Below are 25,523 nucleotides of genomic sequence, written 5' to 3'. Positions count from 1 at the left end.
AATGCAATCCACAAAAGAAATTTTAATGAATTTGAATCCTAAAAAAAACTATAAAAAACTTTTTACCCTTTGGGGTGTAATCTTCATCACTGCGATTCTATGTGCTGCACTAATTTATTGGTGGAAAACTAGAGAACCAAACTATATTTACACGACACAAGAAATAATTTTAGGAGATATTTCTACAAGCATTAGCGCAAATGGTACACTCTCCCCTACGCACGAAGTTTCTATTGGTTCAGTGATTTCTGGAATCGTGCTTGAAGTACTTGTAGATGTTAATGATGAAGTCAGCAAGGGGCAAGTCCTTGCCAAAATTGATAGTGAAAGCATTGAACAAGACTTGTATCGCTATGAAGCACAGCTTGAGAGCGCCAAAGCACAGCTAAAAAGCGCAAGAGTAACTTTAGAAGAGAAGCAATGGCAGTATAAGCAGCTTCAAGCACTTTTTAAAACAACAGGGGGCAAGACACCCTCAAAGCTTGATTTACAGAGTGCAAAGACTTCCTATAATGCGGCTTTAAGCGAGGTTGAGCTTAGAGAGGCGAATATTAAAGAGATTGAAACAGCGATTCGCTCCACACAAGTGGATTTAAAAAATGCTCATATTACAACCCCTATTGATGGGGTGGTGCTTAGTCGTTCTATTGAAGTCGGGCAAAGTGTTGCAGCAAGTTTTCAAGCTCCCGAATTTTTCATCATTGCAGAAAGTTTAGAAGAAATGGAACTCAATGTTAGCATTTCTGAAGCTGATATTGGTAAAGTCAAAGTAGGACAAAGCGTGAAGTTTAGTGTAGATTCTTATCCTCAAAAAACTTTTGAAGCATTAGTGGATAGGGTGAATTTTGGTGCAAGTGAAAGCACGGATAATATCGTAAGTTATGAGGCGCGTATTTATGTGAGCAATAAAGATTTGCTTTTAAAGCCCGGAATGAGTGCGACTGCAGATATTGTTACAGATTCTGCTAAAAATGCGCTTTTGATTCCCTCTAGTGCGCTCTATTTTACTCCAACAACAAAAAAGGATTCTGCGAAATCCTCCTCAAAATTAAATTCTTTTGGTTTAGGAATGCGTCCTGTGCGCACAAGAGGAGGTGGCAACAAACCGCAGACGAACTCTAGTATTTGGGTTCTAGAAAAGGGTGTGCCTAGGGAAGTTACGATAGAAGTAGGCATTAGCGATGGAATCTTGACACAAGTCTTTAGCGATTCTTTACAAACAGGAATGCAAGTTATCATCACGCAAAAAGAAGAGAAATAATGCCTTTTATCAGTCTGCAAAACATTCATAAGACTTATGGGAAGCCACCCAATCTTTTTGAAGCTTTACGCGGGATTAATTTGGAGATTGTAGAGGGTGAATTTGTTGCACTGATGGGTCCAAGTGGAAGTGGTAAAAGCACTTTAGCAAATATTTTAGGTTGTTTAGATAGCCCAAGTAATGGTGTTTATGAGTTTTGTGGCGTGAATGTGTGCGGTTTAAATTTGAAGCAAAAAGCCCTTTTAAGACGATATTATATTGGCTTTATTTTTCAAGGATTCAATCTTTTGCCCCGCACGACTGCATTAGAAAATGTTGAACTTCCTTTGCTTTATCGTCAAGTACCCAAAAAAGAGCGTATCAAATTATCTATGCAGGCTCTTGAAATGGTAGGTTTAGAGAAATGGCACAATCACCAAAGTAATGCGCTAAGTGGTGGGCAACAACAGCGCGTGGCAATTGCTAGAGCAATTGCTTCTAACCCCCTTTTTTTACTTGCCGATGAACCCACAGGCAATTTGGATACAAAAAGAAGTGTGGAGATTATGGAGATATTAGCACGTTTGAATCGGGATTCAAAAATTACAATTTTGATGGTTACACACGAACCGGAAATGGCGCAATATGCCACGCGCGAAATTATGTTTTTAGATGGTTTAGTGCAGAGTGATTCTGCAAGTTTGCAATCTGCAAATGTAGAATCTACAAAAGTGGATTCCATACAAAAGGAGTGCAATGATTCTTAATGCTTTTTTTCTTGCCTTTCGTCAGATTAGACGCAATTTTTTGCGCGCACTTTTAACAATGCTTGGGGTTATTATTGGGGTGGGCGCAGTGGTGATTATGATTACGCTTGGGAATGGCACAACACAAGTCATTACAGAGCGTATGAGTAGTTTAGGGAGCAATATTTTGCTTGTTTTTCCTGCACGAAATCAAAATATCGGTGGGGGTGGAAGAAAGCTTTTTAGCTTAGATAATATTAAAGCACTCAATCTCCAAGTTGGGCATATTACACGCGCAATTGCACCAATTTCTATGACTTCTGCTCTTGTGCAATTTCGCCAAGAAAATACTCAAACACAGATTCAAGGTGTAAATCTTGATTATTTTATTGCGACAAATTGGAATATAGCTACTGGGACGACCTTTAGCACACAAGACTATCGCGCAGGGAGTAATACTTGTATCATTGGAGCAAGTGTGAAAAAAAACTTGTTTGATAAATCTTCTACGAATCCTCTAGGAAGTAGAATCCGACTAGGAAATATCGTGTGTGAATGTATCGGAATCTTAGAGGAAAAGGGGCAGGGTGCAATGGGAAATGACCAAGATGATGTGATTTTGCTTCCTCTTAAGACTTATCAGCGCAGTATTTCCAAGTCTAGCACATTGTATAATATCTCAAGGCTAATGATTTCGCTTAAAGACAATGTGGATTCTACCCAAGCCACGACACAAATTTCTAGTGTATTGCGTGAAATTCGTAATGTCCGAGAGGGGCAAAAAGATGATTTTGAGATTATGGATACAAAGCAAATCATAGAAATGATGCAAAACACCACCGCAAACTTGACAATTTTTTTAGGAGCAATTGCCGGAGTGAGTTTGATTGTTGGTGGAATTGGGATTATGAATATTATGCTAGTTTCTGTAACCGAACGCACAAGAGAGATTGGCACACGTCTTGCTATTGGTGCAATGCAAAGTGAAGTGTTGTTGCAGTTTTTAATAGAGGCTTTAACGCTTAGTGCATTAGGTGGAATCTTAGGCGTTTTTTTGGCGTTTTTAGGTTCATTTGGCATTTGCTATGCTATGGAGTTGCCTTTCAACTTTGATTATACGATTGCGTTAGTGGCATTTATTTTTTCTGCTTTTATGGGGATACTTTTTGGCTATCTCCCAGCACGGCGTGCTTCAAGATTGAATCCCATTGACGCCTTGCGCCACGAATAGGTTTTCCTTAATGTGGAATCTCACACAGGAAAGACGCGAATGCTAGAGTCTAGACTCTCTTGCAAGACAGATTCAATTGCAAAGAGTGTGCCAGTTGATCCACTTGCGCACCCGCTACAAGCACCCAAATACCTAATATATACATCATTGTAGCCATCACTTGCATTTTTTAAGTCAATAATCTCCATATTTCCGCCGTCCATCATCAGCATTGGACGGATTTTTTCATCAATGACAGCTTCAATTGCTTTGATTTTTTGCACCATTGTCATATTGGAGAATTTTAAATCCCCCTTAGATTCCAAATCCACCTTATTTTTCAGCCTTTCCTCTTCCATTTCTGAATGCACTTCGCGTAAAATATCTACCAAATAATGCTCTCTTTCCTCGTGTCCTCCGGGCTTAATACAGCTTTTACAAAATGCACCCGCTTTTGTATATTCGGTAATTTCTTCAATTGTTTTTAAGTTGTTTAGTTTAATTACTTCTTTTAAAGTGCCTAAGCTTACACGTGCGCATTCACACACGATGATTTCATCTTCAAAATCCTCTGGTTTTTTGCCTAAATATAATGCAGCCGCTTTTTTAATCACATCATATGCCATAACAGAACAATGCATTTTCTGTCCAGGAACAGCAGGGGTGTTTGGCTCATCTCGCAAGGCTTTTTCTACATCAATATTTGTGATTTTTACCGCTTCTTGCACCTTTTTTCCAAGACAGAGTTCCACCATCATATCACTACTTGCAATCGCAGTTCCGCAGCCAAAGCTCTTAAATCTAGCATCTACAATCGTGTCGTTATTGTCTATCAGCCAATAGAGACGGACAGCATCACCGCAAGCTTCTGCACCATAGTCTGCAACAATGAGTTTTAATCCTCTTTTGTCTGCCTCTTCTTGTGTGATGACACCCAAATGCGTTGGGTTATCCATTCTCTCGCTAACTTTTTTGCTATATGCGTCCCACAACGCACCACCTAATAATTCGTTTTTTGCCATTCTTTTCCCTTTATATTAATTATTAATAACTGCTTGAAATAGAGCGCAAACGCTCAATAGATTTTTTGAAAATTTCAATTGCATAGTCAATTTCTTCTTTGGTTGTAAAACGACTAAGTGAGATTCTAATTGCTGTGTGAGCTAGTTCTTTATCTGCCCCAATTGCACTCATTACAGGGTTCGCTTCTAAATCTTCACTTGCACACGCACTTCCTGTGGAACAAGCAATTCCATATTTATTTAAATCCCACAACATCGCCTCTCCTTCTACTCCACGAATGCTAACTAAAATCGTATTTGGCACGCGTAAAGAACGTTCTCCAATCACAAAAACATCTGGAATCTCTAGCAAGGCATCTTCTAGTCTATTACGCAGACAGCGGACATTATTACGTTCAAAGTCTAAATGCAAGGTTGCCTGTCGCATTGCTTCTCCTAGCGCAATGATATAAGGGACATTGAGTGTTCCACTGCGCCTACCGCTCATATGCTCTCCCCCGTGAAATAGTGGCGTGAGCTTAATACTTTTGCGGATATATAGCCCACCGATTCCTTTGGGTGCGTGGAATTTATGCCCACTAAAGCTTAGAAAATCCACTTGTGTTTTCTGCACATCTACCGGGATTTTGCCGATTGCTTGCACGGCGTCTGTGTGAAATAGCACATTTTTTCGTTTGCAAATTATACCAATTTCTTCAATGGGAAAAATGATTCCTGTCTCGTTGTTTGCCCACATTATACTGACTAATGCCGTTTTATCTGTAATTGCAGCTTCTAGCTTACTCGGGTCTAGTGTGCCATTCTCGCCCACAGGTAGATAAGTCACTTCCACGCCCAAATTTTCTAAAAACCGACAGGTAGAGAGAATAGCTGGGTGTTCTACTTGTGTCGTGATGATATGGTTTTTCTCACCAAAACGCAAAATATCAAAATATATACCTTTTAACACCCAATTATTGCTTTCTGTCGCGCAAGAAGTGATGATAATGTCGTCCTCGTCTTTTGCATTAATTCCTTCATAGAGGTAATTGAAAGCTTCGCGGATCGCGGTATGTGTCTCTGTGCCAAAACTATGCAATGAGTTAGGGTTGCCATATTTTTGACAAAAATAAGAATCCATTAACTCCTTTGCATTTGGGTCTAGCATAGTGGTTGCGTTATTATCTAAATAAACTCTTTTAGATTCCATATTACTCCTTAAATATATTTTAGTTTTTATTGAATCTTGCCTATTTGGACAAAATAATCTTTGTCTTTTACCCTAAAAAAGCTTAATGTAATCTTGTGTAACAAACACACTTGAAAAGATAGAATTTAGTGTGTAAATTGTTTCAAAGCACGTTCTAAATCTTCTTTGGTATCAATGCCAAAGGATTGGGATTCCACCTTTGCCATTACGATAGTTTTAGAATACTCTAATGCGCGTAGTTGTTCTAGTTTTTCTAAGGATTCTAAAGTGGATTTTGGCAGTTTGCAAAACTCTTGCAAACTCTCTCCGCTAAAGGCATAGATTCCTAAATGTCCTAAATATCCTATACCATCAACATTTTCTCTATTATAGGGAATGATGGAGCGTGAAAAATAAATTGCTTCGTTTTTGGCGTTTAGCACAACTTTAACAAGATTTGGGTCGTTTGCTTGTTTTTCTGTGATTGGTTTAGCACAACTTCCCATAAAGGGGACTTTACCACGACTTTTTGCTTCTCTCTCCATTAAACGTTTTAAGCTTAATATCACTTCTTGCTCTAAAAAGGGTTCATCTCCTTGTAGATTAATAATGATTTCTTCTTTGGTAAGTTTTAGGATTCTGGCACATTCTGCGATTCTATCTGTCCCGCTCTCGTGCGTGTTACTTGTCAGAATTGAGCGCACATTATAACGCGTACAGACCTCCGCGATAATGGGTTCATCACAAGCAACAATGACATCATCAATTTCCTTTGCAAGTTGTGCGGTACGCACTACCATTGGGATTCCATAAATTTGAGTTAAGACTTTATGGGGGAAACGAGTAGATTTTAACCTTGCAGGAATGATAATCATCAAGAACTCCTTTTTGAAATTTAAGTGAGATAAGCAAATAATCCAAATCTCCCACACATTGGGTTTCTACGATAAGAAAAATAAGTTGATGTGCAACAAGTGCAATGGGGAGAGAAGTAATAATTTGTAATGTTTGCATTATTAAATTGTTCAAGGATTAATGCAATTAAATCTAAGTAAATTTTATCTCCTTGCACAATTTTGCCGACTTGTAAAATGGAATTGCTGAAGACTTCTTCGCCCACTTCATAGCAACACGCACGAATAGAAGGACCAACATAGGCAAATAAATCCGAAGCATTCGTGTTAAATCCTTTTTTCATCAGCTGGAATGCGTTTTGAATAATGCCTTTTTGTAAGCCTACTCTTCCTCCGTGCAGTAATGTGAAAACTTTGTGTTTGGTGTCAAAAAGTAAAATAGGATTACAATCTGCTACCATAATCAGTCCTATGATATTTCTTTGCATACTTAAGATCCCATCACCTGTGCCTAATAATCCACCTTGATTTGCCTCTAAAATTTCTTTGCTATGCACTTGATTACAATAAGCAAGAGAGGAGAGGTCAAAAGGAGTAATACAAAGAGCACGATTTTGTTTTATGATTTCTTTAGAGTCCCCTCCAGCGTGAAATGCGATATTTAAAGGTGCTTTGCTTAAAAAAGCTTTGATTCCCTTAGGCGTGGCAATAGGTTCAATAAAGGGGGAAGTGCAATTCATTAGAGACTTTTTTCGTAGATTTCATAGTTTTGCATAATTTGCCAAACACCTTTAGAAATATCTAAAAGAGGGTCTGAAGAAAGATGGATTTGCATACGAAGTTCTTTTTCTAAAAAGTCTTTAAGTCCGGGAATGAGAGCTAATCCTCCTGTAAGAGTTGCTCCATCCTCAATAAGGTCTGGTGCAATCTGTGGTGGAGCATTATGAATCGCCTCAATAATAACCTCTTTAATTTTATAAATATTCTCTAAAATAACATTTTTAAATTCCTCTAAATCTAGTTCGCATTCTATTGGCATACCATTGGCAAGATTTTTTGCACCAATATGTATTGTAGGATTCTTGTCAAAGACATTCACTCTTCGTTTGAGGTTTTCGGCTATTTCTTTACTGATTCCAATGTTTTTGTTATGGCGACAATGTTCCATTAAGGCATAGTCTATAAAATCCCCTGCTTCTTTTGTAAAAGCACTTGTGATAAGTCCATTTAAAGAAATGATACTAACTTCTACTAATCCGCCTCCCGCATCAATAATCATTTTTGCACGTGCAGTGGAGATGTCTAGTCCAGCCCCTACACTCGCGCTAAAAGGGTCTTCTATGAGTAAGACCTCTTTCGCACCTGCTAGCATTGTTGCTTCATAGAGGGAATGTCTTTCAACTTGGGTAAGGTTTTGAGGAATGCTAATGCCAACGCGTGGAGCAAGTGAGCTTGTTTTGCTTTTTTGTAAAATGGCATTCATAAAGATTTTTGTTACTTCAAAATCACTAATGGCTCCATTTAAAAGTGGATTAATGACTTCTATTTCACTAGGTGTGCGTCCTAGCATTTTTTTTGCTGAATCGCCAAGCGCAAGAATACGGCGAGAGGTGAATTTGTTTTCAAGTGCAATGCAGGTTGCTTCACAAAATAAAGCTTCTTCAAGATTGTTACGCACAATCGTATTGACTGTTCCTAAATCAATCGCAATATCATTTCGTTCAAAAATTCCCATAGTAAAATCCCAATAAATTACAATATTTTAAGTTTTTTAGATTATATACTAAAGCCATAATTTTGTAAATGCTTTTTGCTATAATGCGCAAAAATTTTATTCTATAAAGGGTTTATTATATGGTGTTTGTTGTGTGTTACATTTTATTTTTTAGTGTTCCTAAATTCACTTTATCTCTTTTGCAAATAAATTTTTTAAAGCAAGAGAGGAGAAAAACTCCTTATATTTTGGAATCTCAAGCATTTTTGAAAGCAGCAGATTATGCAAGTGTGCGTGAGAGAATCGCAATGGCAAGTATCCTTGTAGATATGTTGTTGATCATTTTTTGGATTTTTTTTGGGTTGTCAGCTTTGGATTCTGCATTAGAGTTTTCACCTCTTATAAAATCGGTTGTCTTTGTGCTTTGTTTTCTTGTGGTTGGCATTTTGGCTAATTTGCCCTTTGAAGCTTATCAAACTTTAGTAACTGATAAAAAGTTTGGTTTTGCAAAAGGTGGAGTAAAACTCTTTATATTGGATAATTTAAAGTCTTTTGCGCTTTTGCTTGTAGTGGGTGGAATTTTGATTCTAATTTTTAGTTGGATTATTTTAGAAGTGCAGTTTTGGGAAGTTTATGCTTTTGTTTTTGGAGTTGTCTTGATTGTTGGAGTGAATTTTTTGTATCCTTTACTAATTGCACCAATGTTTAATCAATTTACTCCCTTGCGAAATACAGAATTAAAAGATGAAATTAATCATCTTTTAAAACGTGTAGGATTTCAAAGCAAAGGAGTATTTGTAATGGACGCCTCTAAACGTGATGGGAGATTGAATGCTTATTTTGCAGGATTAGGACGGGCAAAACGCGTGATTTTGTTTGATACTTTGTTAGATAAGATTCCACACCCTTCTATTCTTGCTGTTTTGGGACACGAATTAGGACATTTTAAACATTATGATATTTATAAAATGATGGTTTTGGTGCTTGGGTTTTTTGGTGCACTATTATTTATGGTAACCAATTTACCTGAATCTTTGTTTAGTAGTGCGAATGTAGAAAGAAATGTGCATACATTAATTGTTTTTTTGTTGCTTTTAAGTGCGCCGATTGGATTTTACTTTATGCTACTTGTGAATTGGAAAAGTTGTCAAAATGAGTTTGCAGCTGATAGATTTGGTGCAAGTTTAACTAGTGCAGAGTCTCTTGCAAATGCTCTATTGGTGCTTGTTAAGGAGAATAATTCCTTTCCTTTGGCGCATCCCTTATATATGAGGTTTTTTTATAGCCACCCTCCATTAATGGCGCGTTTATTGGCACTGGGTTGTCAAGATTTGGCAAAACGATGAAAGATTAAAGACTATGAAATCCAAACCTTTATGGAGTATTAAAGAAGCTTTAGGCTATGGCGCAGTAGAGTTAAAAAAAAGTGGGATTGAACGCCCTATTTTAGAATCTGAAATTTTACTTGGATTTGTTTTAAAGCAGTCTAGGGTTGCTTTGCATTATAATTTTGAAATGACCATAGATTCCTTTTGGTTGGAATCTTTTAAGCGATTAATTCGGCGCAGAAGATTTTATGAGCCAATGGAATATTTGATTGAGAATGTGAGCTTTTATGGAGAAGAATTATATATCTCCTATGGCGCACTAATTCCAAGACCAGAAACAGAGATTTTGGTGCAAAAAGCAATGGATTGGATTGTGTGCAAATCTTGTGTAAAAATTGCAGAAATTGGGGTGGGAAGTGGTGCGATAAGCGTTATGTTATCGCACCTGCTAAAGAATCCTAAATTAGAATTTCACGCAAGTGATATTTCTCCTGAAGCTCTCTTCAATGCTTATGTGAATAAAGTAAAGTTTCAAGCGGATAATCTTACATTACACAAAAGTGCGTATTTGGAGTTTAATGAAAATTTAAAGATTCCTTTTGATTTACTTCTTTCTAATCCACCTTATATTAAAGAGGGAGAGATTTTACCTAAAACTCTTGAGTATGAGCCTAAAACCGCACTTTTTGGTGGTAAAAAAGGTGATGAAATTCTTCTTAAGATTATCCAACTTTGCTTTGATTGCAAAATTCCATTTTTGATTTGTGAGATGGGGCATAATCAAAAAAAAAGTGTGGAGTCTTGTTTGCAAACTTTGCCATATAAGTCGCTAGAATTTTATAAAGATTTAGCAGGATTGGATAGAGGTTTTATGATAGAATTTTAATCGTTTTTATAAGAGTAATAAAAAATCTTTGCCATTTTTGCCAATTATAATCTTGTGTATGTTAAAATCTGCCACTATTAAATTTAAGCATCAAAAGGTGGATAAATGCTACGATTTGCACCTTCTCCAACAGGGGATATGCACACAGGAAACTTGCGCGCAGCAGTATTTAATTATATTTTAGCTAAACAAAAACAAGAGAAATTTTTACTCCGTATTGAGGATACAGATACTGCAAGAAATATTGAGGGTAAAGATAAAGAGATAATGTTTTTATTAAATCTCTTTGGAATTACTTGGGATAATCTTGTTTATCAGAGTGATAATTTTCCACGTCATCGGCAATTTGCAGAATATTTAATTGCCAAGGGTTGCGCGTTTTATTGTTATTGCACTAAGGAGTTTTTAGAGCAAAAGCGAGATGAAGCAAGAGAAAGGCACGAAGCTTTTCGGTATGATGATGGTTGGGCGGAGTTAGAAAAAGGAAGTAATTCTAAGCCTGTTGTGCGTCTGCGTGGCTCTAAAGTAACAATGAAATTTGTAGATTGCATTAAAGGGGAAATTCAGTTTGCGCCCAATGAAGTGGATAGTTTTGTGATATTAAAAGAAGATGGAATCCCTACTTATAACTTTGCTTGCGCCGTAGATGATATGCTTTATGATGTAGATTTTATTGTGCGTGGCGAAGACCACGTGAGTAATACTCCCAAGCAAATGCTGATTCATAAAAATTTAAATTATGATAAAGAAATCAAATTTGCTCATTTGCCTATTTTGCTAAATGATGAGGGCAAAAAAATGAGCAAACGTGATAATGCTTCTAGCGTGCAATGGTTATTGGATTCTGGATTCTTACCACAAGCAATTGTGAATTATCTTATTTTAATGGGTAATAAAACACCTTGTGAAGTTTTTACTTTGCAAGAATGTTTAGAATGGTTTGATATTTGTAAGATTGCTAAAGCTCCAGCACATTTTGATATTGATAAGCTAAAATTCCTTAATCGTGAGCATTTTAAAAGACTAAATGAACAAGATTTAGCATTGCTTTTAGGATATAAAGATTCTTCCATTGGGGCATTAGCAAAAATTTATTTGCAAGAAGCAAGCACTTTAAATGAAATAAGAGAAAAAATGGATAGAATCTTTGCTAAAAAGGCATTACTTTTGCATCAAATTCAAAAATTAGCAGAAAATAAAAATTTACAAGAAATAGAATCGCAAAATATTGAGGTTGTAGAGTTTAAAGCTGAAATTTTAAGCTTGCAAAAAGTTATTTTAAAAATGTTAGAAGAACAAGATTGGACAAAAAGTGCATTTGATACCTTTAAGGAGTGTGCAATACAAAAAAGTGCCTTAAAAGGTAAGAAGTTTTTTAAGCCTTTGCGTTTTTTGTTCACAGGCTTTGTGCAGGGTCCAGAGCTAAGTGATTTATTCCCAATTTTGCGTTTGTATTTAAAAGAGATTGTAAGGAGTTAAGATGGTTTTAAGCACATTTGTTGAAGCTCTTGCGCAGATTTTAAGTATGGTAATAAATATCTATATTTGGGTAGTTATTATTGCAGCACTGATTACTTGGGTGCGTCCTGACCCTTATAATCCTATCGTGCAGGTTCTTTATAAACTAACTGAGCCTGTTTATGCAAAGATTCGTCAAGTCATTCCTACATCAATTGGAGGTATTGATATTGCGCCTATCATAGTGATTTTAGCACTGAAATTTATAGATTTATTTGCTGTGAAGTTACTTTTTGGATTGGCAAATAGCATTTAAATTATAAGGAAGTCAATGAAAAATCTTTTTATTTTATTAATTTTTATTAGCACACTTTTCGCACAAACTGTGCAAAAAGAACAGAACTCCAAACAATCCTCACCCCAAACTTCAGGTAAGCAGCAGACAGCTAAAAAACAGGATTCTAAGCATAATGTGAATAAGAAAGATTCCAAAACAAAAGCCACTCAAACCAAAAAAATAAGCACAGCCCCTACATTGAATCAAAAGATCACTTTAGATTATCTTAAAAAGCAACCAGCGGGTATTTCGCGTGATTTTTATATTTGGTTATTTTTGCAGCAAGATATTAACCCCAAAGAAGCTAAAGAGGCTTATGACCTTGCAATTCGTAAAAATGCAAAACTTTTTGGATTATATTTTAAAAAAGGTAGCAATAAAACTCTTTCGCGCAAAACAATTTGCCAACGTATGAGTTTAGATAAACTTTTAAAAGAAGATACTAAGTGCATTGCTCTAGCACTCACGACTAAAAAGGCGGAATCCTTAGATAAAAAAATCTTGAAAAAGCTTTCACATAATGTGCAGCCTCACAATCAAAAACTTGCTAGAAATCTACAAATTTTAGCCTCTAAAGACCCTTTTTCCCATCTGATTACACAAGATGCAAAATCTTTTGGAGATTTTTATTTTGCTATTTCACAAAATTATCGTAATCATTTAAACTTTGCTATTTCAAAAGAAACTTTAGCAAGATTATTAAAAGAACGCAATGAGACTTTTAACCGCGCACTCAAAAGTATGATTATGAATACAAATTTAGGAAACTTTAATCGTTCGCTTACTACACTGAATTTAGAGGAGGTTTTAAATATACTAGATGCGGAGAGTTCCTTTTATCTAGGATTAAATGCGATGAGGTATCAAAAAAATGGACAAGCTCTTAAGTTTTTTGTTCATTCAAAAGAAAAGGCAAAGCATACTTTTAATAGGAATCGCGCAACTTTTTGGGCATATTTGGCTAGTCAAGATAAAAAATATTTGCAGATTTTGAGTGATTCCAAAATTGTAGATATTTATGTGCTTGCAAGTCTTGAGATAATAGAAGCCAAACCGAAATTTAATCTCGTCTATGACATTTCTACGCAGCAAAAAAATGCAAATTGGAATTTTAAAAATCCTTTTGAATGGGAGCATATCCGCAATTCTTTTAAAAAACTTAAGGGGAAAGAAGCGCAATCACGCAAACAGCAATTACTTGCAAAGGTGGATAGTGAGGAGACAAAAGCGCATTACATTTGGCTCGCACGTCAAAAAGACACCGAGTATTTTTTAATGCCCTATAAAGAAGTGTTTTCTAGATTTCCTCAAGATAAGCAAGCTTTGCTTTACGCTCTTGCAAGACAAGAGAGTTTATTTATCCCAACAGCAATCTCAACTTCTTATGCTTTAGGTCTTATGCAATTAATGCCTTTTAATGTTAAAGCCATAGCTAAAGAATTAAAAGAAGAGGATAGAGTAGGATATTTTGATATGTTTGACCCAGCGGTAAATGTGCCTTATGCGGAATATTTTACGCGTCCATTGTTGCGAGAGTTTAATCACCCGCTTTTTGTAGCGTATGCTTATAATGGAGGTCCTGGATTTACGCGTAGATTGCTTGGAAAAAATCATTTGTTTAAGAAAAATAATTCACTAGATCCTTGGTATAGTATGGAGATGATTCCTTATGAGGAATCACGCGTGTATGGTAAGAAAGTATTAGCTAATTATTTTATCTATCAAAATAAACTTGGCAATAAAGTGAAAATGTTGGATTTATTGCAGCAAAGTTTAGTATATTGAGCGAAGTTTTGCTATAATTATGAAAATAATAAAGGAGCAACAATGGATACAACAAGCATTAGTAGTTATTCAAGTTATTCGAACTATGGCTCACAAGCAAGTTTAGAATCTCAATCTCAGACACAACAGGCACAACAAGCTCAAGAAACAAGAATGCAAGAACAAAATCAGCAAACACAACAAGTAGCAAATGCAGATTATTTTAGTGGTTTTAGTGTAATGGCGTAAGCCATTGCCTAGCTTTCTCTTCTTTTGTAATTTGCAGCTACATTGAATCTATCTTTTATCACAATTTATTTTATTTCTCGTAAGAACTTTCCATAAAAATTTTAATTTTAAAAATAAATTTTAGATTTTTTCGTTATAGTTTTAGAATCTTTAAAAAATACAGGGAGAAAAATGGAAATTAGTAGCCAAAATATCGGAGTTTATAGTGGTTTTAATGCTTTTGATAATGGACAAAGTGGAATTAATGCAAATGTTCAAACTGCAAATGAAGCTGCAGTTTCTATTTCACAAGGTTTTTTAGAGGCTTCAAATGTAGATTTGGCACAAAGTGCAGTGGGGCAAATCATTGTGCAAAATGGTATGGCAGCAAATGCACAAAGCATTCAAACTGCGGATTCCATCTTACAAACGTTATTGGATATTCAAGCATAAGAGATAATTTAAAGGCTGGAAATGGTGGATTATGGGATTGAATATTGGGGAAAAGATGACTTTATTATTGAAGATGGGCAGGTAAAGGTTAATTATAAATCTAAACCAGCGTTAATTAACATTGTTAAGCAAGTGCGTGAAGAGGGCTATCGTGGTCCGCTTTTAGTGCGCTTTCCTCATTTGATGAAAAAGCAGGTAGAAAAGATTTTTACAAGTTTTGAAAATTCTATTAAAGAATACCATTATAAAGGCAAATTTAAAGCAGTTTTTCCGATTAAGGTTAATCATTATCCTAATTTTATCTTGCCATTGATGGAAAATACGACCCATCGTTGTTATGGATTAGAAGCAGGAAGCAAATCAGAGCTTATAATTGCAATGGCTTATACTAATGACAATGCTCCTATTACGGTAAATGGCTTTAAAGATAAAGAAATGATTTCGCTTGGGTTTATTGCTGCGAAAATGGGACACGATATTACTCTAACGATTGAGGGGTTAAATGAGCTTGAAACTATTATTGAGGTTGCTAAAACACTAGGAAAGCCTTATCCAAAGATTGGGCTTAGAATCCGATTGCATAGCACAGGGATTGGAATTTGGGCAAAAAGTGGAGGGATTAATTCTAAATTTGGATTAACTGCAAGTGAACTCGTAGAAGCAATTTCATTACTAAGAAAAAATGACCTACTTAATAAATTCACAATGATTCATTTCCATATTGGTAGCCAAATTAGTGATATTTCTCCATTAAAAAAAGCCCTAAGAGAAGCAGGAAATATCTATGCAGAGCTCCGTAAAATGGGAGCAAAGAATCTAAATAATGTCAATATTGGTGGTGGGCTTGCTGTAGAATATGCACAGCACGAAAATCAACAAAATCGCAATTATACACTTGCAGAATTTAGCGGAGATGTTGTTTTTACATTAAAAGAAATTGCGAAAAACAAAAAAGAGCCTGAACCAAATATTTTTATAGAATCTGGACGCTATGTTTCTGCAAGCCACGCAGTGTTAATCGCTCCTGTATTAGAACTATTCTCCCAAGATTATGATGAAAAATCTTTGCATTTAAAAGATAAAAATCCCCCTTTAGTAGAAGAGCTTGTTGATTTGTATAATACTATCAATGAACGTTACGCCATAGAGTATTTACACGATAGCTTAGAGCATATGGAATCTTTACTTACGCTCTTTGATTTGGGTTATATTGATTTACAAGACCGTAGCAATACAGAAGTGCTTGTGCATTTGATTATTAAAAAAGTTATTAAGACTTTAAAGCACAAAAACCATAGTGATATTATTCGGATTCAAGAGCAGGTGCAGGAACGATATTTATTAAATTGTAGTTTTTTTCAAAGTTTGCCAGATTATTGGGGATTAGAGCAAAAATTCCCTGTGATTCCATTAGACAGATTGAATCGCCGTCCCACTCGTTCTGCGAGTCTTTGGGATATTACTTGCGATAGTGATGGTGAAGTAGCATTTGATAAAAATGCCCCTTTATTTTTACATGATATTGACATAAATCAAGAAGAATATTTTGTAGGATTCTTTTTGGTTGGTGCATATCAAGAAGTGCTTGGAATGCGTCATAATCTTTTCACGCACCCAACAGAATTTAGTGTGGTATTTGACGAAGAAGAGGGTGGATATAAGATTGAAAACTTGTTAGAATCTCAAACAATTTTAGATGTATTAGAAGACTTGGACTATGATACTAAAGAAATTGAACGTTCCTTAAAACAACGTTTGGAGGATAGCAAGGAGATTTCAGAAGATGCTAAAAAAGAAGTTTTGGGACAACTTTATATAATGCTTAGTGAGAATGGTTATCTAAGGACGGTATTCAAGAATGGAGGGGAAAAGTCTTGAACTATGCCACAACGCTTTTTGGCACTATTAAAGAAGATTTCGCGGTAATTTTAGAAAAAGACCCAGCAATTAATTCTAAAATTGAATTATTTTTTAATTATCCTGGACTGATTGCTTTGGTGCATTATAGAATCGCACATAAGATTTACGATATAGGATTTAAAGGATTGGCTAGAATCCTTATGGGAATCACGCAATGGCTTACAAATGTGGATATTCATCCTGCGTGCAAGATTGGACATCGTGTATTTATTGACCACGGACACGGGGTTGTGATTGGTGAGACAGCCGAAGTAGGCAATGAGGTTGTGATTTATCAAGGTGTGAGCTTGGGAGGTGTGAGTTTGGAGCGCACTAAAAGACACCCTACAATTGAGGATTATGTTATTGTTGGAGCAGGTGCTAAAGTCCTAGGAAATATTATCATTGGAGCGCATTCTAAAATAGGTGCAAATTCTGTTGTGATTCGCTCTGTTCCGCCTAATTCCACAGCAGTTGGAATCCCTGCAAAAAATATCATTAAGGGAATGAGTGATGATTTAAATAAGATTCCAGATATTCAATATCAGCTTTTTAATTATTTGCAAAAGCGTTTGGAGCTATTGGAATCTGTTGCACCAAAAAATATAGAGTATATAGAATCACGTAAGAAGTTAGAGATTTTGTATCAAGAATTTTTGAAAGTAAAATTTTAAATCATAAATTTTTATACTTGTGAAAGAATAGTATAAAATAGAAAATTACTAGTTGAATTTAACTTTAGAAATTTTATAGAATTGATATAATTTCAAAATTTTAATTTAGAGGTGCGTAATAGATAATTTGCTTATAATTATTTATGTTTTGGCTATGGCGGTAGTTTCTGGGATTATTTTAAATAAACTAAAAATTCCAGCAATTATTGGGTATATTATTACAGGGACACTCACTGCTTATATTTTTGGATTGCGTGTGCAAGATTCTGTGGATTTAAACGAAGCTGCAGAACTTGGAATCGTTTTTTTGATGTTTATGATTGGATTAGATTTTAGTTTCAAGAAAATCACACAAATGAAGCAGGAAGTATTGCTTTTTGGAGGAATGCAAATTGGATTATCTATCCTTGTTTTTTTTGCAATTTGTTATTATTTACTAGGCTTTAATTTTGATACTTCTATCATTATAGCAAGTGCAGTAAGTCTCTCTTCCACAGCAATTGTTTTAAAGAGCTTAAATGAAACCAATCAGACAAAAACACCTTATGGAACGGCTTCAGTTGGGATTCTGGTTTTTCAAGATATTGCAGTCATTCCGATTTTGTTAATGATTAAATTGCTAAGCAATAAAGATTTAAGTATGGGAGAAATGCTATTTAGCACAGGTATTTCAGCGGTTCTTGTGCTTTTGTTATTGATATTGCCTGGAAGATTTTTTGCACGAATTGTCTTGCGTTCTAGTGCTAGAATGAAAACAGATGAAATTTTTGTTGGGACTGTGTTTTTGATTGTATTGGGTTCAGCCTACCTTAGTAAATATTTTGGGTTTTCTCTCTCACTTGGAGCATTTTTGGCAGGAATGATTGTCTCAAATTCGCCTTTTAAATATCAGGTTGCAAGTGTATTGGTGTATTTTCGTGATTTACTTTTGGGAGTATTTTTTATCACTATTGGTATGCAAGTAGATGTGATATTTTTGGCTAAATATTTTGTGGTTGTGCTGATACTCGTTGCGATAATGTTGTTTATCAAAACTTTAATTATGTTTGCGTTTTTGAGTCTTTTTAGAGGTGCAAAAGTTGCAATGCGTATCGCACTTTCTCTTTCGCAAATCGGGGAGTTTTCTTTCGCAATCTTTCTACTTGCAAGCCAGCATAAAATCTTAAATTTAGGATTAGAGGGTGGAATCTTAAATTGGATTTTTGGGCATCAATTTTTGGCTTCTATTACACCTGATGAAATTTATCAATTTCTTACCTTAATGGTTATTTTTTCTATGATTGCAACACCTTTTATTTTAGACCGATTAGATTTTTGTGTAAAATCCGCTTTAAAAATCTTTAAAATTCCACTAAAAATTGCAAAAATTGGTAGTAAGGCAGGAAAGAGTCAAAAACCACAAGTGGAATATCATTGCGAAGTTGTGATTTGCGGATATGGGACTTTAGGTAAGAAAGTATTAGAGTTTTTTAGTGGTTGCGATGTTACAACATTAGTAGTGGATTCTAATTATGAACGTGTAGAAGAGGGGTTGAAAAAGGGGTTTAATATTGTTTATGGCAATATTACAGATAAAATGATGTTTAAAGAAATTGGGATTGAAAAGTCTAAAGTTGTTATTTTGTGTGTGGAATCCCCTTTGGCAATTGAAAAAGCGTGTCGTCATATAATGGATATTTCTCATTTAGTCAAAATTATCGCTCAAACTGATGAAGAGGCGATAGAAGCAGATTTGAAAGGAATCGGGCTTTATAATGTTCTTAATGGCAGTCGTGAATTAGCAACAATGCTTGCAAATCTCGCATTAGAAGCGATTAAAGAGTCTAAAGAAATGGGAATAGATGAGAAAGAGGAAATAAAAACTTAAAAGATTATTTATAATAATGAAAATTTAAATCAATGGTTAGCTAATGAAATCTTATCCTGAAAATTTTGCAAAACTTGTAGAATCCCTAGAAAAACTCCCAAGTATTGGCAGGAAGTCCGCAATGCGTTTAGCATATTTCTTGGCATTTGAAGATAAATTCAGTGCCATTAGACTTGCACATAATATTGAATGTTGTGTTCAGCAGCTGCTTGTTTGTGAGGAGTGCGGTGCAATTTCTAATGATAGGATTTGTGGTATTTGTAGTGATAATGAACGTAATAATGGTGAATTGTGTATTGTAGCAAATCCTAGGGACATTTTTTTGCTAGAAGAAAGTGGAGAGTTTGTGGGTAAATATTTTGTTATAGAAGGTCTTGAAAAGCTAGAATTAAAGCATTTAGAAGAAGTGATTCAAAAAAATAAAATCAAAGAAGTCATTTTTGCTTTTAGCCCTTCTTTGGGTAATGAGAGTGTAATGTTGTATTTAGAGGATAAATTGGAGCATTTAGGATTACAATTTACCAAAATTGCGCAAGGTGTGCCAACAGGTGTTAGTCTAGAAAATATTGACCAGCTTTCTATCGTTCGTGCCTTACAATCACGAGTAAAAGTTTAAAAATTAAAAGGAGAAATTTTGTCGGAAATTATTGATAATCTTCATTTGTATATCATAGCCATTGGAGTGATTTTATTTATCAGTGTTTATGCGAGTAAGATTTCAGAGAAAATTGGTTTTCCATTATTGCTTGTGTTTTTGATTTTAGGAATGTTATTAGGAAGTGAGGGAATTGTCGGAATTAAGTTTGATAATGCCCTTTTGGCACAAGCAGTTGGTTCAGTCTCATTGATTTTTATTCTTTATAGTGGAGGGCTTGATACGCATTGGGGACATATTAAGCCAATCTTAGTCAGCGGTGTGATGTTAGCAACATTTGGAGTTTTGATTACAGCAATAATTTTAGCTTGTTTTATTTATTTAATGTGGAATGTAACGATATTGGAAGCTTTGTTGCTCGGCTCTATTGTGTCTTCTACGGACGCAGCTGCAGTGTTTATGATTTTTCGCTCCCACAAAATCAAATTAAAACACAATATTCAACCGCTTTTGGAACTAGAATCTGGGAGTAATGATCCAATGGCAATTTTTCTCACTATTACCGTGCTGCAGTTGATTGTGATGAGCAATGCCACTTCTATAACAGAATGGATTGTGCAATTTGTCGCACAATTTGCTATTGGAGGCGCAGTAGGATTACTTTGTGGTTATACTTTTCCAAAAATCTGTGAAAGATTGAATATCTCTCAACCTGGTCTTTATCCACTTATCAGTGTTGCGTGGCTTTTTATGATTTTTGGACTCTCTATGATGTTAAAAGGCAATGGTTATTTAAGTATTTATATTGCAGGGATTTTGACGAATAAATTTGCTTTTCCTTATAAATCACATATTATTGCTTTTCACGATGCGATTGCTTGGATGATGCAAATTCTTGTATTTTTGGTGCTTGGATTACTTGTATTTCCATCTCAACTTCCAGAAGTTGCTTTGCAAGCTTTGATTTTAGTTTTTGTGCTGATGTTTTTTGCGCGTCCTATTGGCGTGTTTATTTCTTTGGCAAAGAGTAAATATAGCAAACGTGAAAAGGCATTTATATCTTGGGTTGGCTTACGCGGAGCTGTGCCAATTATCCTCGCTACTTATCCTTTCGTGTATGATTTGGAGCAATCCCAGCTGTTTTTTAATGTAGTGTTTTTTATGGTGCTTGTCTCTGTGCTAGTGCAGGGTATGACTTTGGGCTTTGCTGCAAAAAGGTTAGATATTATTGAAGAAAAGGAGAAGCACTGAATAACTCATTGAAAACTACATTTTAAAATTTCAAGATTCTATTGCAAATGCCTATAATAATGTCCCTAAGTTTTCGTAACAAGAGATTAGATTTATAAATATTTTATTTTCCTTAAATATTAAATTTAATTTTTGAATTTAAATATTATTTTTGGTATAATTTTTTCAAATTTGAGAGGAGAATCAATGGATAAGATTTATAAGGTTGAAATTATCACACGTTCAGAAAAGTTAAATATTTTAAAAGATTCTTTAGCGCAAAGAGGAATCAAAGGTATGACGGTCAGTAATGTTATGGGAGCTGGTAACCAAAAAGGCAAAACAGAAGTGTATCGTGGCAATGAAATAACCATTGATTTGCTACCAAAAATTCGTGTAGAAATTATTACAAAAGAGAGTTTATTACAAACGATTATTGAAGTAACAAAAACTACTTTAAAAACAGGTAATGTAGGTGATGGTAAAATTATTATTCTCCCTATTAGCAATGTAATTAGAATCCGCACAGGTCAAGAAGGAGAGGACGCAATTTAACAAAACTAAATTATAGAATTAATATGATTTAGGATATTCAAGATTGGAGAAATAATGAAAATCATCTTGTTGGTTTTAGCGTTGAACAATATGGCTTTTGGCGCAGAATCCACAATTTCCGCTGTGGATACATTGTTTTTAATTGCTTGTTGTGGTTTGGTTTTGTTGATGACACCAGCGCTAGGAATGTTTTATGGTGGAATGGTCAATCGTGGCAATGTATTAAATACAACCCTAAATTGCACAATACTTTTTGCTTTGTTGTGCATTCAGTGGGTGATTGTAGGCTATACACTTGCATTTGGAGATGATGTAGGGCAGTTGATTGGAAATTTAAATCATATTTTCTTAATTAATATTCAAGATTCTATGGTTGGTTTAGTTTCAGAAAATCTTTTTGTCTTTTTTCAAATGCTCTTTGCTGTAATTGGAGCGGCAATTATTACAGGTTCATTCGTAGAAAGAATACGTTTTGGCGTCTTGTTGATTTTTATTTTATGTTGGAGCACTTTAGTTTATGATGTTTTAGCACATTGGGTATGGGGTGGAGGATGGTTGATGAAAATAGGCTCATTGGATTTCGCAGGAGGGGGAGTGGTGCATATTGCAGCAGGTGCGGCTGGGCTTGTAGGCTGTCTATTAATTGGAAAACGCAAGTCTCAAAAAGGAATCCTCCCACATAACCTTCCTTTATCGTTTATTGGGGCAATCTTTTTATGGATAGGTTGGCTTGGATTTAACACAGGAAGTGCGCTTAGTGTTAATTCTGTCGCTGTCAATGCGTTTTTAGCGACAAATTTTGCGGTGGCGGGTGCAATGATTTCTTGGATGATGATAGAATGGACAAAATATGGTAAGCCTACATTGTTAGGGAGTATCACAGGAATTGTTGTTGGGCTAGTAGCTATCACGCCTTCTGCCGGGTTTGTAACACCATTTTCTGCGATTGTGATTGGGTTTTTGGCTTCACCTATTTGTTTTTTTGCCATTGGTTCTATGAAATCTAAGTTTGGATATGATGATACATTAGACGCATTTGGTTTGCATGGCATAGGTGGGATATGGGGAGGAATCGCAACAGGACTTTTTGCTACGAGTTCTGTAAATGAGATTGTCTGTAAAGAAGCAGCAGGAGAGGGGCTATTTTATAGCGGAGAGTTCAATTTATTATTTGTGCAGATTGTTGCAATTATTGCGTGCTTTACCCTCTCTGCTCTAATGAGCTTTATTGTATTAAGAATAATTAGTATTTTCGTGTCATTGCGTGTAGAGGAAACACAAGAAGAAAATGGATTAGACCAGTCTCTGCACGGAGAGATTGCCTATCGTTAAGGATTCTTTATCGTATTTATAAGGGGGTATTTTATTTTAAAGTGGAAAATTAAGAAAACTTTAACACAAGGTTTTTTGGATTATATTATGAGGCAAATTAAGAGATGGGTTAATACAATGAAATTAGTAAAATTTAGTTGGTTGTGTGAGATTGCAATAAGGAATCTCACACAAATGATACAAAGGTAAATTGATTATTTTCCCACAATACTTTTAATGTATTGGTCTGCTAAATAAAGTCCATTAGCTTGTTCTCCAATTAGTTTAATCTTATCAATAATGTTTCTAAAAAGTGCTTCTTCCTCGTGTTGCTCTGCTACATACCATTGTAAGAAATTAAAAGTTGAATAATCTTTATGTTCAAGCATAAAGCTTACCATATTGTTAATAGAATCAGTAATGGACAATTCGTGTTGATATGTTTTTTCAAACACATCAAGTAGGTTTTTGAAGTTATTATCAGGTTTCTTGATTGCTTGTATCTCAACCATAGAATCTGTCTCATTTAGATAGGTGATGAGTTTTTTGGCGTGATTATTTTCTTCTCCAGCGTGTTCAAATAAAAAAGCACCTGCGCCTTCATAGTGATTTTTAAAGCACCAAGAACTCATACTTAGATAGAGATTTGAGGCATACATTTCTTTTGCTACTTGCTCATTTAGCCTTTTGACAATTTCTTCGTTTAACATATATAAACTCCTAAAAATAATTTTGCTAATTTGAATTAACATTGAGGATTATAACAAATAAATAATAAATTTAATAATAATTATCATATTTTTATAAAATCCACACTGAGACTATCTTGTATAAAGAAATAGTAAAATGTAATGCAATTTTATAGATTATCTTTAAAGATAAATTCTTTCGGGGGAGGACAAATAAAGTTGTAGCCTAAAAGTGTAATGGATTCAGCGTGTAGTAAAATGCGATTAGCAGGTTTTGCTCCATAGAGTGTATCGCCAATAATTGGGTGTTTTAAGTGTGCTAAATGCGCACGGATTTGATGTGTTTTACCTGTTTTGATTTCCACTGCTAACTTAGTTTTTTTGCCTGAAATTTCTAAAGGACGAATTTTTGTAATTGCCTTTTGCCCCTCGTTACTTTTGCTAATTGTAACTTTAGCAAATTTTCCTTTTTTGATAAGTAAAGGGGCGGTAATTTCGCTCTCTTCTTCTATAATGCCCTCTACAATAGCGATATAATGTTTTCTAACTTGCATTTGTTTAAAGGATTCTTTTGCTTTAAGATGAAATGTGCTTTGGTCTTTTACTAATAGCAAAACACCACTAGTCTCTTTGTCTAGCCTATGAAGCAAAACCCATTCTGGATACGATTTGGCAATTTCTTCACTTGTTAAAAACGCGGGTTTTGCAAGAGCTAAGATTTGCGAATCTTTAAAGATTTCTGTTATATTGCTTGGAGTTTGGAGGGCAAATTTTGTTTGTGAGGTAAGAAGAGTTCGTGCAATTTGTAGTTTTTTGCCATTAACACTAACCAATCCTCTATCAATAAGGTTTTTGGCTTCGTTGTTGGAAATATTTTCTTGTAGGCTTAAAAGCTTGTAGGCTTTTTGTGCATTTTTTGGAATCTTTGATTCTTGATTTGAATCTAATTTTGTCGCTCGTTGCTTAGAAAAATTGGATTTATTTTTGAAATGTTTTTTGCAAGATTGAGTTTTAGATAATTTTTTATTTTTCATTGATGACCTTATTGGCGCAAATGGCTTGAATGATTTTTTTAAGATTGAGTTTTTTGGTAATTTTTGTATTTTTTAAAACTTTATATTTTTGCAAGGCTTTTGGCAAATTTTGAATAGAGCATAAAGTATAATTTTGTATGCTAAAAAAGAGTGATTTTTGATTAAAAATATAAATTCCACTAATGAGTTTAGTGCGAAAAAATGCGGGTTCTATTGGATTGTGTCCCCCAATATCTTTCAAGAAACTTCCCCCTAGAATCACTCCTTGTGCAATTTTGTAAAGATTATTCAACTCTCCTAAAGAATCTAGCAGAATAAAGGGAGCGTTGAGGGCATTTTGCACACCATTATTTGAAGTTTTTACTAAAAGGGGGAGGGAATGGGATTTTAAGATTTTATTTAATCGAGATTCTACTTCTAAAAAACGTTCTGGGTGGCGAGGAGCAAATAAAAAACGCGGCATAGATTCTAAGTTGGAATTTTGATTGGGGTTGTCTATAAAAAATGCCTTTAAAATAGCATCTAGGATTAGGGTTTCTTCACTTTGATGATGCTTACAATGTGTGCTAGCAATTACCCATAAAGGTTGCTTTGGAGAGGTGTAATGAACACTTACTTGCGGAATTTGAGCTAATTTTAAATTCCCTAAAACTTCAATATTTTTAGCGCCTAATATCTTAAGATATTTTTCATCAGAATGTGTTTGACAAAAAATTTTTTCCACAAGACTAAAGAGCCTACGATAAAAAAATCTAAATCTTTTATAACGTGGAAAAGAATGTTTAGAAATTCTAGCATTAATAAGTAGTGTCTTGGCACCTTTTGATTTAGCACAAACTAAAGGCATAAGCCATAGTTCCGCTTCTACCAATGTAAGACTTACCAAATTAATCTTGTGCAACCAAAAAGGAATCAAAGTTTCAAAGGGCAAATAACGCACGATACACTTTGGATAAAGTTTGCAAGCAAGAGTGAAACCCGTTTGTGTAGTAGTAGTAAGCAAAATCTTTTCATCACTAGAGAGTTGTTTTATAAGAGATTCTATTACACTTTGTAGGGATTGAACCTCTCCAAATGAGCAGGAATGTAGCCAATGTAGTTTGAAACCTGTTGCATCTTGGAGTAAAGAATCGGGTACAAAAAAACGTTTTTTAAGAGAGAAACGATATTTTAACTTAAAGTTTAAAAGAAGTAAAAAGGGTATAGCACAAATATGTGCTATACAAAGCACAATATAGTAAATCCTAATAAAAAGATTCAT

Annotated in this window: 25 protein-coding genes; 17 read left to right on the top strand and 8 right to left on the bottom strand. The window is 34.9% G+C overall.

Translation table 11 applies throughout. The features are described from left to right. Position 1 precedes the first annotated feature (1 nt). Genes Q0Y61_RS01965 through Q0Y61_RS01955 form a run of 3 tightly spaced genes read left to right on the top strand, consistent with a single transcriptional unit; the run spans position 2 to position 3,217 of the window. Positions 2 to 1,261, top strand: a complete 1,260-nt coding sequence (locus Q0Y61_RS01965) for an efflux RND transporter periplasmic adaptor subunit (protein ID WP_297810540.1) — start codon at positions 2 to 4, stop codon at positions 1,259 to 1,261. Continuing rightward, complete coding sequence (locus Q0Y61_RS01960; protein WP_297810538.1) at positions 1,261 to 2,007, top strand: ABC transporter ATP-binding protein; 747 nt, start codon at positions 1,261 to 1,263, stop codon at positions 2,005 to 2,007. Before Q0Y61_RS01965 ends, Q0Y61_RS01960 begins: the two co-directional genes overlap by 1 nt. Beyond that, a complete protein-coding gene (locus tag Q0Y61_RS01955; RefSeq protein WP_297810535.1) occupies positions 1,997 to 3,217 on the top strand; it encodes an ABC transporter permease in 1,221 nt (406 codons plus the stop codon). Before Q0Y61_RS01960 ends, Q0Y61_RS01955 begins: the two co-directional genes overlap by 11 nt. Positions 3,218 to 3,237: 20 nt before the next feature. Here Q0Y61_RS01955 and Q0Y61_RS01950 read toward each other — a convergent pair whose 3' ends face one another. From Q0Y61_RS01950 to Q0Y61_RS01930, 5 genes are all read right to left on the bottom strand, one after another. After that, a complete protein-coding gene (locus Q0Y61_RS01950) occupies positions 3,238 to 4,218 on the bottom strand; it encodes an iron-sulfur cluster assembly scaffold protein (RefSeq protein ID WP_297810532.1) in 981 nt (326 codons plus the stop codon). 22 nt (positions 4,219 to 4,240) lie between these two features. Further along, on the bottom strand, positions 4,241 to 5,407 hold the full coding sequence (locus tag Q0Y61_RS01945) for a NifS family cysteine desulfurase (protein WP_297810528.1): 1,167 nt from the start codon (positions 5,405 to 5,407) through the stop codon (positions 4,241 to 4,243). A gap of 125 nt (positions 5,408 to 5,532) precedes the next feature. Further along, the gene (gene kdsB, locus Q0Y61_RS01940) at positions 5,533 to 6,261 is read right to left on the bottom strand and encodes a 3-deoxy-manno-octulosonate cytidylyltransferase (RefSeq protein WP_297810524.1); all 729 of its coding nucleotides are present in this window, start codon (positions 6,259 to 6,261) and stop codon (positions 5,533 to 5,535) included. 20 nt (positions 6,262 to 6,281) lie between these two features. Beyond that, complete coding sequence (locus Q0Y61_RS01935) at positions 6,282 to 6,980, bottom strand: polyphenol oxidase family protein (protein ID WP_297810521.1); 699 nt, start codon at positions 6,978 to 6,980, stop codon at positions 6,282 to 6,284. Beyond that, on the bottom strand, positions 6,980 to 7,975 hold the full coding sequence (locus Q0Y61_RS01930; protein WP_297810518.1) for a rod shape-determining protein: 996 nt from the start codon (positions 7,973 to 7,975) through the stop codon (positions 6,980 to 6,982). Before Q0Y61_RS01930 ends, Q0Y61_RS01935 begins: the two co-directional genes overlap by 1 nt. Positions 7,976 to 8,094: 119 nt before the next feature. On the opposite strand from Q0Y61_RS01930, the gene Q0Y61_RS01925 reads away from it, so the two are divergent. The 14 genes from Q0Y61_RS01925 to Q0Y61_RS01860 all read left to right on the top strand — a co-directional run bounded on the left by Q0Y61_RS01925 (position 8,095) and on the right by Q0Y61_RS01860 (position 22,560). Further along, the gene (locus Q0Y61_RS01925; RefSeq protein WP_297810515.1) at positions 8,095 to 9,300 is read left to right on the top strand and encodes a M48 family metallopeptidase; all 1,206 of its coding nucleotides are present in this window, start codon (positions 8,095 to 8,097) and stop codon (positions 9,298 to 9,300) included. Positions 9,301 to 9,313: 13 nt separating this feature from the next. Further along, positions 9,314 to 10,168 (top strand): HemK/PrmC family methyltransferase, encoded by an 855-nt coding sequence (locus Q0Y61_RS01920; protein WP_297810512.1) that lies wholly within the window; start codon positions 9,314 to 9,316, stop codon positions 10,166 to 10,168. 105 nt (positions 10,169 to 10,273) lie between these two features. Then, complete coding sequence (gene gltX / locus Q0Y61_RS01915; RefSeq protein WP_297810509.1) at positions 10,274 to 11,647, top strand: glutamate--tRNA ligase; 1,374 nt, start codon at positions 10,274 to 10,276, stop codon at positions 11,645 to 11,647. A gap of 1 nt (position 11,648) precedes the next feature. Then, entirely contained in the window at positions 11,649 to 11,942 is a 294-nt protein-coding gene (locus Q0Y61_RS01910; RefSeq protein WP_297810506.1) for a YggT family protein, read from the top strand. 15 nt (positions 11,943 to 11,957) lie between these two features. Continuing rightward, positions 11,958 to 13,748, top strand: a complete 1,791-nt coding sequence (locus Q0Y61_RS01905; protein ID WP_297810503.1) for a lytic transglycosylase domain-containing protein — start codon at positions 11,958 to 11,960, stop codon at positions 13,746 to 13,748. Positions 13,749 to 13,790: 42 nt separating this feature from the next. Further along, positions 13,791 to 13,976: a hypothetical protein gene (locus Q0Y61_RS01900; protein WP_297810500.1), complete on the top strand. Its 186-nt coding sequence runs from the start codon at positions 13,791 to 13,793 to the stop codon at positions 13,974 to 13,976. 171 nt (positions 13,977 to 14,147) lie between these two features. Beyond that, a complete protein-coding gene (locus tag Q0Y61_RS01895; protein ID WP_297810497.1) occupies positions 14,148 to 14,408 on the top strand; it encodes a flagellar basal body rod C-terminal domain-containing protein in 261 nt (86 codons plus the stop codon). 21 nt (positions 14,409 to 14,429) lie between these two features. Continuing rightward, complete coding sequence (gene speA, locus Q0Y61_RS01890; RefSeq protein ID WP_297810494.1) at positions 14,430 to 16,286, top strand: arginine decarboxylase; 1,857 nt, start codon at positions 14,430 to 14,432, stop codon at positions 16,284 to 16,286. Beyond that, positions 16,283 to 16,981 carry a serine O-acetyltransferase gene (gene cysE, locus Q0Y61_RS01885; RefSeq protein ID WP_297810491.1) on the top strand — a complete coding sequence of 233 codons (699 nt, stop codon included), beginning with the start codon at positions 16,283 to 16,285 and terminating at the stop codon, positions 16,979 to 16,981. Before speA ends, cysE begins: the two co-directional genes overlap by 4 nt. Before the next feature lie 127 nt (positions 16,982 to 17,108). Next, positions 17,109 to 18,848 (top strand): cation:proton antiporter, encoded by a 1,740-nt coding sequence (locus tag Q0Y61_RS01880; RefSeq protein WP_297810488.1) that lies wholly within the window; start codon positions 17,109 to 17,111, stop codon positions 18,846 to 18,848. 43 nt (positions 18,849 to 18,891) lie between these two features. Further along, positions 18,892 to 19,464: a recombination mediator RecR gene (recR, locus tag Q0Y61_RS01875; RefSeq protein WP_297810485.1), complete on the top strand. Its 573-nt coding sequence runs from the start codon at positions 18,892 to 18,894 to the stop codon at positions 19,462 to 19,464. Between the two features lie 18 nt (positions 19,465 to 19,482). Then, positions 19,483 to 20,694 carry a potassium/proton antiporter gene (locus Q0Y61_RS01870; RefSeq protein WP_297810483.1) on the top strand — a complete coding sequence of 404 codons (1,212 nt, stop codon included), beginning with the start codon at positions 19,483 to 19,485 and terminating at the stop codon, positions 20,692 to 20,694. 186 nt (positions 20,695 to 20,880) lie between these two features. Continuing rightward, complete coding sequence (locus tag Q0Y61_RS01865; RefSeq protein ID WP_297810480.1) at positions 20,881 to 21,228, top strand: P-II family nitrogen regulator; 348 nt, start codon at positions 20,881 to 20,883, stop codon at positions 21,226 to 21,228. 114 nt (positions 21,229 to 21,342) lie between these two features. Continuing rightward, the gene (locus tag Q0Y61_RS01860; protein WP_297810620.1) at positions 21,343 to 22,560 is read left to right on the top strand and encodes an ammonium transporter; all 1,218 of its coding nucleotides are present in this window, start codon (positions 21,343 to 21,345) and stop codon (positions 22,558 to 22,560) included. A 194-nt stretch (positions 22,561 to 22,754) separates the two neighbouring features. Here the strand turns inward: Q0Y61_RS01860 and Q0Y61_RS01855 are convergent, their stop codons facing one another. The 3 genes from Q0Y61_RS01855 to waaA form a co-directional block, all read right to left on the bottom strand. Next, positions 22,755 to 23,249 carry a ferritin gene (locus Q0Y61_RS01855; RefSeq protein ID WP_297810477.1) on the bottom strand — a complete coding sequence of 165 codons (495 nt, stop codon included), beginning with the start codon at positions 23,247 to 23,249 and terminating at the stop codon, positions 22,755 to 22,757. A gap of 149 nt (positions 23,250 to 23,398) precedes the next feature. Then, on the bottom strand, positions 23,399 to 24,262 hold the full coding sequence (locus Q0Y61_RS01850; RefSeq protein ID WP_297810474.1) for an RluA family pseudouridine synthase: 864 nt from the start codon (positions 24,260 to 24,262) through the stop codon (positions 23,399 to 23,401). Continuing rightward, the gene (gene waaA / locus Q0Y61_RS01845) at positions 24,252 to 25,523 is read right to left on the bottom strand and encodes a lipid IV(A) 3-deoxy-D-manno-octulosonic acid transferase (RefSeq protein WP_297810471.1); all 1,272 of its coding nucleotides are present in this window, start codon (positions 25,521 to 25,523) and stop codon (positions 24,252 to 24,254) included. The genes Q0Y61_RS01850 and waaA overlap by 11 nt, the downstream gene beginning before the upstream one ends.

Source organism: uncultured Helicobacter sp. (genome assembly GCF_947367035.1).
GTDB lineage: Bacteria > Campylobacterota > Campylobacteria > Campylobacterales > Helicobacteraceae > Helicobacter_D.
Note: the sequence above shows the minus strand (reverse complement) of the source record. Positions and strands in the feature narration are given on the sequence as shown.

Bases quoted from the DNA above. Each gene is read 5' to 3' on its own strand.
- Q0Y61_RS01965 (WP_297810540.1), top strand. From the start codon at position 2: ATGCAATCCACAAAAGAAATTTTAATGAATTTGAATCCTAAAAAAAAC.
- Q0Y61_RS01960 (WP_297810538.1), top strand. From the start codon at position 1,261: ATGCCTTTTATCAGTCTGCAAAACATTCATAAGACTTATGGGAAGCCA.
- Q0Y61_RS01955 (WP_297810535.1), top strand. From the start codon at position 1,997: ATGATTCTTAATGCTTTTTTTCTTGCCTTTCGTCAGATTAGACGCAAT.
- Q0Y61_RS01950 (WP_297810532.1), bottom strand. From the start codon at position 4,218: ATGGCAAAAAACGAATTATTAGGTGGTGCGTTGTGGGACGCATATAGC.
- Q0Y61_RS01945 (WP_297810528.1), bottom strand. From the start codon at position 5,407: ATGGAATCTAAAAGAGTTTATTTAGATAATAACGCAACCACTATGCTA.
- kdsB (WP_297810524.1), bottom strand. From the start codon at position 6,261: ATGATTATCATTCCTGCAAGGTTAAAATCTACTCGTTTCCCCCATAAA.
- Q0Y61_RS01935 (WP_297810521.1), bottom strand. From the start codon at position 6,980: ATGAATTGCACTTCCCCCTTTATTGAACCTATTGCCACGCCTAAGGGA.
- Q0Y61_RS01930 (WP_297810518.1), bottom strand. From the start codon at position 7,975: ATGGGAATTTTTGAACGAAATGATATTGCGATTGATTTAGGAACAGTC.
- Q0Y61_RS01925 (WP_297810515.1), top strand. From the start codon at position 8,095: ATGGTGTTTGTTGTGTGTTACATTTTATTTTTTAGTGTTCCTAAATTC.
- Q0Y61_RS01920 (WP_297810512.1), top strand. From the start codon at position 9,314: ATGAAATCCAAACCTTTATGGAGTATTAAAGAAGCTTTAGGCTATGGC.
- gltX (WP_297810509.1), top strand. From the start codon at position 10,274: ATGCTACGATTTGCACCTTCTCCAACAGGGGATATGCACACAGGAAAC.
- Q0Y61_RS01910 (WP_297810506.1), top strand. From the start codon at position 11,649: ATGGTTTTAAGCACATTTGTTGAAGCTCTTGCGCAGATTTTAAGTATG.
- Q0Y61_RS01905 (WP_297810503.1), top strand. From the start codon at position 11,958: ATGAAAAATCTTTTTATTTTATTAATTTTTATTAGCACACTTTTCGCA.
- Q0Y61_RS01900 (WP_297810500.1), top strand. From the start codon at position 13,791: ATGGATACAACAAGCATTAGTAGTTATTCAAGTTATTCGAACTATGGC.
- Q0Y61_RS01895 (WP_297810497.1), top strand. From the start codon at position 14,148: ATGGAAATTAGTAGCCAAAATATCGGAGTTTATAGTGGTTTTAATGCT.
- speA (WP_297810494.1), top strand. From the start codon at position 14,430: ATGGTGGATTATGGGATTGAATATTGGGGAAAAGATGACTTTATTATT.
- recR (WP_297810485.1), top strand. From the start codon at position 18,892: ATGAAATCTTATCCTGAAAATTTTGCAAAACTTGTAGAATCCCTAGAA.
- Q0Y61_RS01865 (WP_297810480.1), top strand. From the start codon at position 20,881: ATGGATAAGATTTATAAGGTTGAAATTATCACACGTTCAGAAAAGTTA.
- Q0Y61_RS01855 (WP_297810477.1), bottom strand. From the start codon at position 23,249: ATGTTAAACGAAGAAATTGTCAAAAGGCTAAATGAGCAAGTAGCAAAA.
- Q0Y61_RS01850 (WP_297810474.1), bottom strand. From the start codon at position 24,262: ATGAAAAATAAAAAATTATCTAAAACTCAATCTTGCAAAAAACATTTC.
- waaA (WP_297810471.1), bottom strand. From the start codon at position 25,523: ATGAATCTTTTTATTAGGATTTACTATATTGTGCTTTGTATAGCACAT.